At 68.9% G+C, this 11,716-nt stretch carries 10 protein-coding genes; 1 reads left to right on the forward strand and 9 read right to left on the reverse strand.

Annotated elements, in window-relative coordinates:
- Nucleotides 1-25: 25 nt before the first annotated feature.
- The 5 genes from floA to A9Z00_RS05520 all read right to left on the reverse strand — a co-directional run bounded on the left by floA (nucleotide 26) and on the right by A9Z00_RS05520 (nucleotide 3,678).
- The gene (floA, locus tag A9Z00_RS05500; protein WP_296975159.1) at nucleotides 26-1,021 is read right to left on the reverse strand and encodes a flotillin-like protein FloA; all 996 of its coding nucleotides are present in this window, start codon (nucleotides 1,019-1,021) and stop codon (nucleotides 26-28) included.
- Between the two features lie 38 nt (nucleotides 1,022-1,059).
- The gene (locus A9Z00_RS05505; RefSeq protein WP_296975160.1) at nucleotides 1,060-2,424 is read right to left on the reverse strand and encodes an NfeD family protein; all 1,365 of its coding nucleotides are present in this window, start codon (nucleotides 2,422-2,424) and stop codon (nucleotides 1,060-1,062) included.
- A gap of 154 nt (nucleotides 2,425-2,578) precedes the next feature.
- Complete coding sequence (locus A9Z00_RS05510) at nucleotides 2,579-3,022, reverse strand: GatB/YqeY domain-containing protein (RefSeq protein WP_296975161.1); 444 nt, start codon at nucleotides 3,020-3,022, stop codon at nucleotides 2,579-2,581.
- 25 nt (nucleotides 3,023-3,047) lie between these two features.
- The gene (gene rpsU, locus A9Z00_RS05515; protein ID WP_296975162.1) at nucleotides 3,048-3,221 is read right to left on the reverse strand and encodes a 30S ribosomal protein S21; all 174 of its coding nucleotides are present in this window, start codon (nucleotides 3,219-3,221) and stop codon (nucleotides 3,048-3,050) included.
- A 100-nt stretch (nucleotides 3,222-3,321) separates the two neighbouring features.
- The gene (locus A9Z00_RS05520; RefSeq protein WP_296975163.1) at nucleotides 3,322-3,678 is read right to left on the reverse strand and encodes a histidine triad nucleotide-binding protein; all 357 of its coding nucleotides are present in this window, start codon (nucleotides 3,676-3,678) and stop codon (nucleotides 3,322-3,324) included.
- 247 nt (nucleotides 3,679-3,925) lie between these two features.
- Here A9Z00_RS05520 and A9Z00_RS05525 point away from each other — a divergent pair, with 247 nt between their 5' ends.
- Nucleotides 3,926-5,851, forward strand: a complete 1,926-nt coding sequence (locus A9Z00_RS05525) for an FAD-dependent oxidoreductase (protein ID WP_296975164.1) — start codon at nucleotides 3,926-3,928, stop codon at nucleotides 5,849-5,851.
- 241 nt (nucleotides 5,852-6,092) lie between these two features.
- Here A9Z00_RS05525 and A9Z00_RS05530 read toward each other — a convergent pair whose 3' ends face one another.
- From A9Z00_RS05530 to A9Z00_RS05545, 4 genes are read right to left on the reverse strand one after another with little or no spacing between them, the layout of a single operon-like run.
- On the reverse strand, nucleotides 6,093-6,737 hold the full coding sequence (locus A9Z00_RS05530; protein ID WP_296975165.1) for a hypothetical protein: 645 nt from the start codon (nucleotides 6,735-6,737) through the stop codon (nucleotides 6,093-6,095).
- Between the two features lie 32 nt (nucleotides 6,738-6,769).
- A complete protein-coding gene (locus A9Z00_RS05535; protein ID WP_296975166.1) occupies nucleotides 6,770-10,288 on the reverse strand; it encodes an AAA family ATPase in 3,519 nt (1,172 codons plus the stop codon).
- On the reverse strand, nucleotides 10,285-10,434 hold the full coding sequence (locus tag A9Z00_RS05540; protein WP_296975167.1) for a hypothetical protein: 150 nt from the start codon (nucleotides 10,432-10,434) through the stop codon (nucleotides 10,285-10,287). Before A9Z00_RS05540 ends, A9Z00_RS05535 begins: the two co-directional genes overlap by 4 nt.
- Nucleotides 10,435-10,477: 43 nt before the next feature.
- Nucleotides 10,478-11,704, reverse strand: coding sequence for an exonuclease SbcCD subunit D (locus A9Z00_RS05545; protein ID WP_296975168.1), 1,227 nt, complete (start codon nucleotides 11,702-11,704; stop codon nucleotides 10,478-10,480).
- Nucleotides 11,705-11,716: the final 12 nt, after the last annotated feature.

The raw sequence follows: 11,716 nt of genomic DNA on the forward strand, positions 1-11,716 counted from the left end.
GTCCCGGGCCGAAGGCTTCCGCCCGTCAAGCCTCGTCATCATTGTTCGCCGGCCTGCCGGATTTGCCGATCGAATCGCGCATCAGCGTGTCGGCTTCGATGTTGCGCATGTTCAGCACGTCCATGACGCCGATCTTGCCGCTGCGCAGCGCTTCCGCCATCGCCCGCGGCACCTCCGCTTCGGCTTCGACGACCTTCGCGCGCATCTCGACGACGCGGGCGCGCATCTCCTGCTCGAGCGCGACCGCCATCGCGCGGCGCTCCTCCGCCTTCGCCTGCGCGATCCGCTTGTCGGCCTCCGCCTGCTCCGTCTGGAGCTGGGCGCCGATGTTCTTGCCGATGTCCACGTCCGCGATGTCGATCGACAGAATCTCGAACGCCGTGCCGGCGTCGAGGCCCTTGTTCAGCACCGTGCGCGAGATCATGTCCGGATTTTCGAGCACTTCCTTGTGCGAGTTGGCGGAGCCGTTCGTGCTGACGATGCCCTCGCCGACGCGGGCGATGATCGTCTCCTCGCCGGCGCCGCCGACAAGCCGGTCGATGTTCGCCCGCACCGTCACGCGGGCCCGCACCTTGACTTCGATGCCGTCCTTCGCGACCGCCGAGACGTAAGGCGTCTCGATGACGCGCGGGTTGACGCTCATCTGCACCGCCTGCAGCACGTCGCGGCCGGCGAGGTCGATCGCCGCCGCCCGCTCGAAGCTGAGCGGAATGTTTGCGCGCTGCGCCGCGATCAGCGCATTGACGACGCGATCGACGTTGCCGCCGGCGAGGTAGTGGCTTTCCAGCTGGTTGATCGTCAGCCCGAGCCCGGCCTTCGACGCCTTGATGAGCGGGTTCACGATCCGGCTCGGCACGACGCGGCGGAGCCGCATCGCGACGAGCGTGACCATGCTGACCCTGACGCCGGACGCGCGCGCCGAAATCCAGAGCATGATCGGCACGAAGCTCAGGAACACGACCAGCGCCGCGACGATCAGCGCAATCAGCACGAACATGAACACAAGCGAATTCTGACCCATGATCCTGCCTCCTTCGTCCGCGGCCCCAGGGCCGCGGGTTATTCATCCTTCCATTCCCTGACGACGACGCGCAGGCCTTCCGCCTTCGTCACCCGGACCCGCGCGCCGGCCTCGATGAAGCCGCCGTCCGACACGGCATCGATCCGCTCGCCATCGATCAGCACGACGCCCGCAGGCCGGAGCGGCGTCGCCGCCGTCCCCGTCTTGCCTTCCAGATCCGCGCGCGTCTCCGTCGACAGGTAGCCTTCCTCGGACGTGAGCGCTTCACGCAGGATGAATTTGTTCCAGACGCCCCGCCTGCGGAACACATAACCCGCGATGGCGGTCAGCACCGCCGCCGCCGCGAGGGCGTAGAGCAGCGTCATGACGGCGTCTCCGGCGTCGTACGCGGCGGTCGCGATCCCGCCGATCACGGCCGCCCCGCCGAGAATGCCGAGGATGCCGTAGCTCGGCACGAACAGCTCGAGCACGAGCAGGATGATGCCGGCAACGAACAGGGCGACGGACTCGACGCCGGCGAACCCCGCGACGTACTGGCCGAAGAAGTACAGCGCGAGCGACAGGATGCCGAGAATGCCCGGCACCCCGAAACCCGGCACCAGGAGCTCGATCAGGATGCCGGCGATGCCGACAATCAGGAGGATCAGCATGACGCCGGGCTGCGTCAGCACCCGCGCGGCCCTCTCGGCCGGCGTCGGCTCGACGTGCACGACGGCGCGCTGCCCGAGGCCGAGCCACTCGATCACCTCTTCCACCGAGCCGGCCAGGTGATCGGCGTAGCCGACGCGCAGCGCCTCCTCCGCCGTCAGCGTCAGGATGCCGCCCGCTTCCCGGCCGAGCCCCGGGATGTCGCCGCGGAAATTCGGATCGGCCATCGCGGCGGCGATGTCCGGATGGCGCCCCGAAGCCTCCGCCGCATCGCGCATTTCCGCCGTCCAGGCCGAGATCAGCTTCGGATTGTCCACAAGGTTGCCGGCCGCGTCGACCATGGCCGCCGCGCCGATCGAGCTGCCGGGGCGCATGACGATCTGGTCCGCGTTGAGTGCGATGTAAGCGCCCGCCGAGAACGCCTTGCTTTCCACGAAGGCGGTGACCGGTACCGGGCTCGAGGCGACCAGGTCGCCGATGTTCTGCGCGTTCTCGAGCCGGCCGCCGTTCGTGTTGATCACGAGCACGATGCGCTCGGCCCGCGCCTCCTCCGCTTCGCGGAACGCGCGCTTCAGGAACGCCTCGAGGCCGGATTCGATCGTCTGCCGGACCGGTATGACGTAGACGGCCGGCCCGGAGCCCCGCGATTCTTCGCCTTCCGCCCCGAACGCGGGAACGGCCCCCGGCAGCGCCGCAAGCAAAAGCAGGGCCGCGGTGATGCCGCGGAACCCGCCGAGCCGGTTGAAAAGCCGCATGCCATTCACCACCCGCAAGTAGGTTGCCACGGGAACCGGCCGCCGGATGCGGCGGATGCAGCGTTTTCATTTCACGCCGCGGCGCCGGAACGCCGGCCGGCTCCGCATCCATAGAAGAAAAGCGCCCCGGTGCGGAGCGCTTTGCGTGCGGTCATCAGCTGAGATGTTGCGAGACGATCCGATTGACCAGCTTGCCGTCAGCACGACCTTTCACCTTCGGCATCAGAGCCGCCATCACTTTGCCCATGTCGGCTTTCGAAGAAGCGCCGGTCTCCTGGATGGTTTGCTGTACGAGGGCTGTCACTTCTTCTTCCGTCAGAGGCTCGGGAAGGTAAGCGCTGATGATCTCGATCTCGGCGGTCACCTGCTCCGCCAAATCGGTACGGCCCGCTTTCTCGAAATCCTGGAGGGACTCCCTGCGCTGCTTGATCTCGCGGCTCAGGACATCGATCAGTTCGCCTTCGTCAAGCGCCCGCTTGCGTTCGATCTCCTGATTCTTGATCGCCGCGCGGATCATGCGCAGAACGTTGAGCCTGATTTTGTCCTGCGATTTCATGGCCTGTTTCAGATCTTCGTTCAGCCGTTCGGCGAGGGTCATCTCGGATTGCTCCTCCCGTCCACTGCTAATACTTTCGCTTGCGCGCAGCTTCGGATTTCTTCTTGCGCTTTACGCTGGGCTTCTCATAGTGCCTGCGCTTCCGGATTTCGGCCATCACGCCGTCCTTCGCGAGGGAGCGCTTGAAGCGGCGCAGCGCAGCGTCGATCGATTCGTTCTTGCGCACTCTGGTCTCGGACACCCGTCTTCCCTCCCTCCGGAACGGACCGCGGCCGTACAGCAAACACGGTTATAGGGCTCATTATAGGGGATCGGGAATGACGGTGTCAACTTGCGCGGGATCAGCCTGCGTCGGGCTGTACGATCGCGCCCAGTTTCCGCCCCGCGAGCAGGTGGACGTGCAGGTGGTACACGACCTGTCCGCCGTCCCGGTTCACGTTGTTCACGAGCCGGTAGCCGGATTCGGCGACGCCGAGATCGGCCGCGATCTTCCTCGCGGCGGCGAAAATCTTCGCGATGAGCGCGCCGTCTTCGTCCGTCACGTCGTTCATCGTCGGGATGTGCTTCTTCGGAATGATCAGCACGTGGATCGGCGCGGCCGGCTGGATGTCCTTGAACGCCAGCACGTCCTCGTCCTCGTACACCTTGGTCGAAGGCAGCGTGCCCTCGACGATTTTGCAGAAAATGCAATCCGACATCAAGGCTTCCTCCCGTCTGCACCTTCCCGCATCGTTCGGAACGTCCCGCCCGAATGCGGAACGGACCGCCGCGGCGGGATGTTTTTCTTCCATTGTAGCCCAAAACCATCCCCTCGTCCAATCGGCCGCCGGATTCATATCGGATTAATTAGACTATCAGTCTAAATTGAGATGGATTCAGATGGCCGCCTGTCGTATAATGGACACAAATCCGTCACAAAATGTCCCGAAAGGCGGCTGGCGGTCCATGCGCGCGTCCACGCGGAAGAAAAAATACCTGGTCGCGGAGGCGGCGTTCCGGCTGTTCCGGGAACGCGGCTACGACAACGTGTCCGTCGACGACATCATCGCGGCGACCGGTACGTCGAAGGGCACGTTCTATCATTATTTCAAGAGCAAGGACGAGCTGCTCGGCGAACTGCCGCTGCGACAGCTCGCCGTGCTCGAACGATGGGCGAAGGAGCGGAGTCCGCTCAAGGTTCGCTCGCTGGAGTCGCATGTGCTGCAGCTGTTTTTGGACCTCGGGTCGATATTGGAGCCGGTGCCCCGCATCGTGCATCATCTTGCGGCTGTCAGCGCCGATCATCCGGTCTTGAGGCGGCTGCAAAGCCGGCTGCGGGCGGCGCTCCTCGAGGAGCTCATCCGCTGGCTCGGCGACCGGGACAAGGCGGCGTTCCTGCTCGCCGTCTATGACGGAACGATCGCGGCCTGGCTCAACGGCGAAGGCGCGAGCCTCGAGGAACTGCTGCGCCGGAGGCTGGCCGCCGCGTGGGCCGGCATCCGGCATATGGACGAAACGGAATACGGGATGACCGGCCGGGAATCCGGCGCGAAGGAGGAGCGACGCATGCGAATTGCCGTCATCGGCGGCGGCCTGGCGGGACTGACCGCGGCCGCCTATCTGTCGGAAGAACACGGGATCGAGGGCGTATTGTTCGAGCGGAGCCCGCAGCTCGGGGGCCGCGCGTTCACATACGAGAAAGCGGGATTCACGCTGAACTACGGGGCGCACGCCGTTTACGGCATCGACCGGCATACGCTGTCCGTGATCGCGAAGGAACTGGGACTCACGTTCGGCAGCCGGCAGGTCGACAAGCGGCGGGTCATGTACGCGAAGAACGGTGAGATCGCGGCCGCGCCGCTCGATTTCGTCAACCTGATGAAGACGGAGCTGCTGGACGCGAGGGCGAAAATGCGCTTCGCCGCGGAGGCGGCGGCGGTCGTCGCCAACCTCCACGCGCTCCGGAACTACCCGACGCTCGGGGACTATCTTGCGGAATCCGGCGCCGACGAGGCGGTGAAGGAGCTGTGGGAGCATCTCGTCTGCTCGAACTTCTTCATCGCGCCGGAGGACGCCCGGAAGGTGCCGGGGCACGTCATCCGCGAGTATTACCACAACCTGTTCCTGTCGCAACGGCCGGTCAACTACATCCTCGGAAGCTGGGCCGTCATCACGAACCAGCTGCGGCTCAAGATCGAATCTTCCGGACGATGGGAAATCGCGCTGCAGGAAGGGGCGGATGCGATCCGGTACGAAAACGGGCGGTACGTGATCACGACGAAAAAGCGCGAGGAGGCGTTCGACCGCGTCGTGTTCGCGATGCCGGTCCAGCAGGTGGTGAAGCTGCTCAGGGGCACGCCGTGGGAGCCGTTCCTTGCCCCGTACGAGCACAACCGGCCGACCGAGGTCATGGTGTACGACATCGGGCTCAGCCGGGTCGTCGCACGGCCGTTCCATTACATCAGCGACCTGGACGGCAAGATGTTCATCACCGACGTCTCCGCCACCGATGACACGCTGGTACCGGAGGGCGGGCAATTGCTGCAGGGCGTCGCCTACCTGGCGGACGACGATTTCGGAGACGAAGAACGGCGCAAGGCCTATCTCGACGAGCGGCTGGCCGGCATGGAGGCGCTGTTCGACCGCTATTACCCGGGCTGGCGCGACCACGTCGTCGTCAAGCGCGTCTCGAAGAAGGCGATGGTGCAGAGCGTCAAACATACGGTCGACAACCGGCTGCTGCCGGTTCGGCTCGAGAGCGTGCCGTTCTACTTCTGCGGGGACGGCTGCGAGGGGAAGGGCGAGCTGGCCGAGCGCGCCTTCTCGAGCGCGCGCCGGGCGGCGATGCTGCTCGCGGCCGAACTGAGGCCGCTGGCATTGGCGGCGCGGTAAGCGAGAGCACAACGGTTTGCGGAACCGTGAACGTCCGTCCGGGCAAGGCGGGAAAGACGCCAGCGGTCTGCGGGGCCGTTTTCGCCGCGCGATCACGTATGCGACAACGCATGATAAACGGCGGGCTTCATGTGGCACACCTTCAACAAGAAAGCGGTTTGGCTCCTCTCCGCGTTCGTTCCGCGGATGGAGCATCCCGCTTTCCTTCGTTCCGCCGACCGGATTCGGCACGGCTCGTACCTTACGGACCGGACGCCGCCCAGTCCTTCAGCGCCTGCGCGGCTTCGGCCGCGGCTTCGATCCAGCGCCTGCCCGCCAGCAGCTGCATGGCCGCCATGTCCGTCAGTTCGGCCGGCACATGCACGGCGTCCGCGGACGAGGCCAGCCGATCGAGCAGCATCCGGAGCCCGTCCAGTTCCCGGAGCTCCGCTTCCGTGAGCGGCTCCGTATGCGCGCCGAGCCCGCGCAATTTCGCGTAGGCGGCCTGCAACGCGGCCAGCGCGTCGGCCTCGGTCGCCTTCACGTGCGAGCCTGCGGGCTTGGCCGCCGCCGATCCGATCAGCCGCGCAACCGCCGGCAACCCTGCCGACAAATCCGCTTCCAGCTCGACCTTGACCCTGACGCGGTTATCCCCTTGCGCGATGGCAAGCCGGTCCAGCGTCCGGGCCGCGGAGGCGAGCGAGACGGACGCCGCGTTCAGGTCCGCGGCGATCTGATGCCCCTCCGCTTCCCGCCTGTCGCGGTCATCCTGCAGCACGAGCGTGAGCAGATAGACGTTGACGATCATGCTGAGCACGAACAGCACGGCCATGATCGGTCCGAACCAGCCGCGCCTGCCTGTCTTCCGACCGGACGAGGTTTCGTGCAGCGTTTCGTTGTCGTCCATTGTCGATCACCCTTCACAGTGTATCACGCCGATCAGAGCGTTTCCAGACGCACCCGGCTGCCCCGGCCCGCGGGATCCGCCGGCTCGACGATCAGCCGCCTCGGCAGACGCTCCCGCAGCTCCGGCACGTGGCTGATGACGCCGACCGCAAGTTGTTCCGTATGCAGCCGCTCCAGCGCGGTGACGACCGTGTCCAGCAGCTCGGGGTCGAGCGTCCCGAACCCTTCGTCCAGGAAGAAAAATTGCAGCGGATGCCGGCCGCGCAGCTGGATCTGGGCGGACAGCGCGAGCGCCAGCGCCAGCGACGCGAGGAACGTCTCGCCGCCCGACAGCGAACTGACCGGGCGCCGCATGCCGCCGCTCGCATCGTCCCGGACGACGAAACCGCCGGCCGAATCCAGCTCAAGGGCATACCGCCGCTTCGTCAGGAAACCGAGCCGCTCCGACGCGGCGCGGCATACCTGCTCGAGCTGCGCCTCCGCGACGAATTCGACGAACGCGTTGCCCCGGAATACGGACTGCAGCTTCGCATACCTGCCGGCCAGCTCCTCCAGTTCCCGGCGCCGGCTTTCCAGTTCCGCCCAACGGACGGCCTTCCGCTCGATCTCCTCCAGATCGCGCTCGGCCTTCGCGGCGGCAGCCAGCGCCTCCTCGGCCCTCGCCCGGGCCGCCGCAAGCCGCTCCTCGCCCGCGCGCCATTCCTCGTCGCTTATCGTGCGGCCCCCAAGCGCCGCATCGATATGGGCGATGCCCGCCTCGACCCGGCGCAACGCCTCGCGGTGCGCCTCGACTTCCGACAACGCCGCCTCCCTGCGGGGCAGCGCGGCAAGCGCCGACCGCACTTCATCGGCATCGCGGAAATCCGACGCCTGGAGCTGCTCTTCAAGACGGCGCGCGGCTTCCCGCTCCCGCTCGGCCGCGCCCTGCGCCGCTTCGGCGGCGGAGGCGCGGCGTTCGGCCGCCTGCCGCAGCAGCGCCGCCTCCGTCTCCCGGCGTTCGCGGCTCATGGCGAGACGCGTGCGCACCGCTTCCGCTTCCCGCCGGATTTCCGCGATCAGCTCCGCGGCGGGACGGCCGCCCGTCCAGACTGCCAGGCGCGCGTGCAGATCTTCGAGCGCCCGGTTCCGTCCTTCGAACCGCTCGCGCCACACTTCGCGCTCCAGCCGCGCCTCCTGCACGCCGCGTTCCGCTTCCCGCACAAGCCGCTGCTGCTCCTCGACGAACGGCATGCTCCGTTCCAGTTCCTGCCGGATCGCCTGCGCTTCACGGTCCCGCCGCTCCCATTCGCGGATCGCTTCCTCCGCACGCTCCGGTCCGAGCGACGGAAAGCGCGCGCGCCAGGCTTCCAGCAGCGACCGGTAAGCCTCTTCCGCTTCGGATTGCCGCGAGAAGGCCGCATCGCGGGCCGCCGCCGCCGCTTCCGCCTCGGCGGACAAGCGCTCCCGGTAGCGGTCGGCTTCCGCAAGCGCTCGTCCGATCTCGTCCGCTTCGCGCTCGAGGGCGATCTGCTCCTCTTCGCAGCGTGCGGCAAGCCCGCGGGCCTCCGCCGCGCGCGCCTCCGCCCCCTCCAGCGCGTCCGCCGCGATCGCGGCGCCATCGGCGGCTGCGGACGCCGCCGCCCCGTGCGCCGGTCCGGCCGGGAATTCGCCGGCGGAAGCCGCGGCCGCTTCCGCGTGGCCCGCCGGGGCGAAGGCGGAGGCTTCGCCCCCCGGACGTTCCGTTCCGCCGGCCGGAAGACCCGCGGCTTCGGCAAGCGACCGGAGCGTCCGACCGGCACGCTGCAGCATGGCCCCGACCCTGAACCGCAGGCCGCCGAGCTCGTCGGCGAGCCGCTCGCACCGGCGGACGAGCGCCTCCAGCGCCGCGGCGTTCCCGCCGTCTCCATCGGGATCCGGCGCGTGCGGGCGCGGATGCTCGAGCGCGCCGCACACCGGGCAGGGCTGCCCGTCCACGAGCGTCGCGGTCAGCCGGGCCGCAAGCTGCCGTCGTTCCGCTTCGCGCGCCCGCTCGCGCAGCGCGGCCGTCAGCGCGGGCAGCCGCTCCATATCCCGCCGGATCGCCGCATCCAGCATGTCCAGCCGGCGGATCGCCTGAGTCGCCCTGCCGTGCAGGGCCTCCGCCCGCCGCGCCAGCTCCCCGTGCCGGCGCTCCGCTTCCGCCGCCGCGTCCCGCGCCTGCGCCAGCGTCCGCTCCGCCCGGGCCAGATCCTGCGCCGCCTCTTCCCGGCGGGCCGCGGCGGCGCGGAGCTGCTCCGCCTGCGCGGCGGCCGCCATCCAGGCGCCGCGTTCCTCCGCCCCGAGCTCCACCGCCCGGAGCCGCTCCCGCAATTCCTGCTGGCGGGAGACCGCATCCCGGAGCCAATCGGCAGCCTGCGACGCCCGCGCCTCGCATTCGCGCAACCGCTCCTCCGCTTCGGCGAGCCTCCGCCGGCTTTCCTCCGCTTCTTCGGCGACCGCCGCCGCCTCGCGCTCCAGTTCCTCCGCCTGGGCGAGCTGCTCGAGGCGCGCGGCCATGCGGGGTTCCGCTTCGGCCGCCTCCCGCTCCGCCTCCGCCCACGCGGCTTCCGCCGCGGCGGCGGCCTCCAGGCGGACGGCGTGCTCGCGCTCGGCCTCCGCCAGGCGCTTCTCGGCTTCCAGCCGCGCGCGCCGCGCCTCATCCGCCGCCTCCAGCGCGGGCACGAGCCGCTCCGCCTGCCCGAGCCGGGCCAGCTCCGCCTCGAGCCGCTCGATCCGGGGCGCATCGGCCAGCAGCGCTTCCCGCCGCGCCAGCAACGCCCGCCGCTCCTCCATGCGCTCGCGCACCTTGAGCAGCCCGGCATGCGCTTCCTCGGCGGCGGCAAGCTCCGCGCGGGCCGACGCGGCGGCTTCCGCCGCCCGCCTGCAGGCTTCAGCGGCGGCCGACCGCGCCGCCTCCGACGCGTCGCCAAGCCCCTGCTGCTCGGCGATCGTCCGCTCCAGCTCCGCGCCCGTCTCCTGGGCGCGCCGGTTCAGCTTCTGCAGCAGTTCGTCGCCGTAGCGTTCCAGCGCGAACAGCCGCTGCAGCATCTGGCGCCGCTCCCTGCCGGCCAGCGAAAGAAACTCCGCGAACTTGCCCTGCGGCAGCACGACCGCGCGGGTGAAATCGTCCATCGTCAGGCCGATCCGCTCCTCGACGCAGCGGTTCACGTCGGCCAGCCGGTCCGCCAGCACGACGTCGCCCTCCGGCCGGACTTCGACGAACCGGCACAGGTGACAGGTGACGGACGCGTCGCCGGTCCGCCGGAAGCCGCGCTCGACCCGGAACCGCTTCGTCCCCTCGGCGCCGGCCAGCTCGAACGTGAACGAGACCGACAGCGTCTGCTCCGCCTGGTTCATGATGCCCTGCGTCCCCTTGGCGGCCCGCTCGACCTTGCCGTAAAGCGCCAGCGTCATCGCGTCGAGGATGGTCGACTTGCCGCTTCCCGTCGGGCCGAAAATGCCGAACACGCCGCCCTCGCAGAGCCGCTCGAAATCGACTTCCTGCTTCTCCCGGTAGCTCTGCAGGCCGGCCAGCGTCAAACGGATCGGCTTCACGGATTCCCGCCTCCCTTGCCGGCCGCGTCCATCCGGATCGGCTTCACGAACTTCCAGCCCCTTCCCGGACCGCGTCCGGCCGCGTCGGCTTCATGTCGTTCCGGCTTCTTTGCCTTGCGGACAGCATCCAACCGCATCGGCATCATGCCCTTCCATCTCCTTCACGGGACGCGTCCGGCCTCACCGGCTTCACGCCCCTTCCTCCCCGCCGGCCGCGGCCTCCCGGTCCGCCTCGGGCCGCGGTCCGGCATCTTCCGCCTCTTCGGCGACCAGTTCAAGGAACAGGCGCATCGTCGCCTCGTCGGGCTCGGCGCCGCCGGTCTTCTGCGCGTAGAACCGCCGGAACAACTCGTCCACCGGCAGCCGGTCGCGCGCCGCCGCGCCGCCGTCCTCCCGCTCCCGATCCCGGGGAAAGACGGGCCGGATGTGCAGGATGCCGTCATGCGCCTTGCGCAGCCTCGCGATCTCCTCCGGCGCGATCAGGTCGGCCACGTGGATCTCGAGATCGATCCAGGCGTTCGGGTCCCGGCCCTCGTCAAGCCACCGCCACACCTCCGCGATTCCGCCGGTGGCGGTCCAGCGGACGAGCGGTTTCCCGGCCGACAATAGCACTTCCCTCGGCTCGACCGGACGGCCGGGGACGGCCTCGAACAGCACGACCGACTTCGCCTGCCCCGCCTCCGAGAAGCTGTAGGCGAGCGGCGATCCGCAGTAGCGCACCGTCTCCCGTCCGGCCACCCGCTGCGGCCGGTGCAGATGGCCGAGCGCCGTATATTGCGCTTCCGCCGGCAGCGCGTCCGGATCGACCGTGTAGGCGCCGCCGACCTGGATCGGCCGTTCCGAATCGGACTCGACGCCGCCGAGCACGTACAGATGGCTCATCGCGAGGTTGACCGCATCCGGACGGAACGCCGAGGCCAGCTCCGCCATCAGCCGCCCGACCCGCTCCGAATAGGCGGCGCGCAGCAGCCGCTCGTCCGCTTCGGCCGCGAGCAGCTCGTTCAGCCGCGACTCGGAAGGGTAGGGCAGCGCCGCGATGACGGCGGTTTCGCCGGTGCGGGGGACTCCGATCACGAGCGGCTTCGCCTCCGGCAGCCCGGCGAGATGTATGCCGCTCCGCACGGCGAGCGGCGCGCTCGCCGCGATCCGCTCCGGATGGTCGTGGTTGCCCGCGATGACCGCCACGGCCCGGCGTCCGCCGTCCGCGAGCCGCGTCAGCGCTTCGTAATACAGTTGCTCCGCGGCGGCCGGGGGATTGACCGAATCGTAGACGTCGCCGGCGACGAGCACGAGGTCGACCGCCTCCTCCTCCGCGATCCGCACGAGCTCGTCGACGAACGCCTCCTGTTCCGCAAGCCGGCTCCTCCCCTCCAGCGACCGGCCGAAGTGCCAGTCGCCCGTATGCAGCACGCGCATGACGCAGTCCTC

It is taken from the genome of Thermobacillus sp. ZCTH02-B1 (genome assembly GCF_002159085.1).
Classification (GTDB): Bacteria; Bacillota; Bacilli; order Paenibacillales; family Paenibacillaceae; genus Thermobacillus.

Bases quoted from the DNA above. Each gene is read 5' to 3' on its own strand.
- floA (WP_296975159.1), bottom strand. From the start codon at position 1,021: ATGGGTCAGAATTCGCTTGTGTTCATGTTCGTGCTGATTGCGCTGATC.
- A9Z00_RS05505 (WP_296975160.1), bottom strand. From the start codon at position 2,424: ATGCGGCTTTTCAACCGGCTCGGCGGGTTCCGCGGCATCACCGCGGCC.
- A9Z00_RS05510 (WP_296975161.1), bottom strand. From the start codon at position 3,022: ATGACCCTCGCCGAACGGCTGAACGAAGATCTGAAACAGGCCATGAAA.
- A9Z00_RS05520 (WP_296975163.1), bottom strand. From the start codon at position 3,678: ATGTCGGATTGCATTTTCTGCAAAATCGTCGAGGGCACGCTGCCTTCG.
- A9Z00_RS05525 (WP_296975164.1), top strand. From the start codon at position 3,926: ATGCGCGCGTCCACGCGGAAGAAAAAATACCTGGTCGCGGAGGCGGCG.
- A9Z00_RS05530 (WP_296975165.1), bottom strand. From the start codon at position 6,737: ATGGACGACAACGAAACGCTGCACGAAACCTCGTCCGGTCGGAAGACA.
- A9Z00_RS05540 (WP_296975167.1), bottom strand. From the start codon at position 10,434: ATGATGCCGATGCGGTTGGATGCTGTCCGCAAGGCAAAGAAGCCGGAA.
- A9Z00_RS05545 (WP_296975168.1), bottom strand. From the start codon at position 11,704: ATGCGCGTGCTGCATACGGGCGACTGGCACTTCGGCCGGTCGCTGGAG.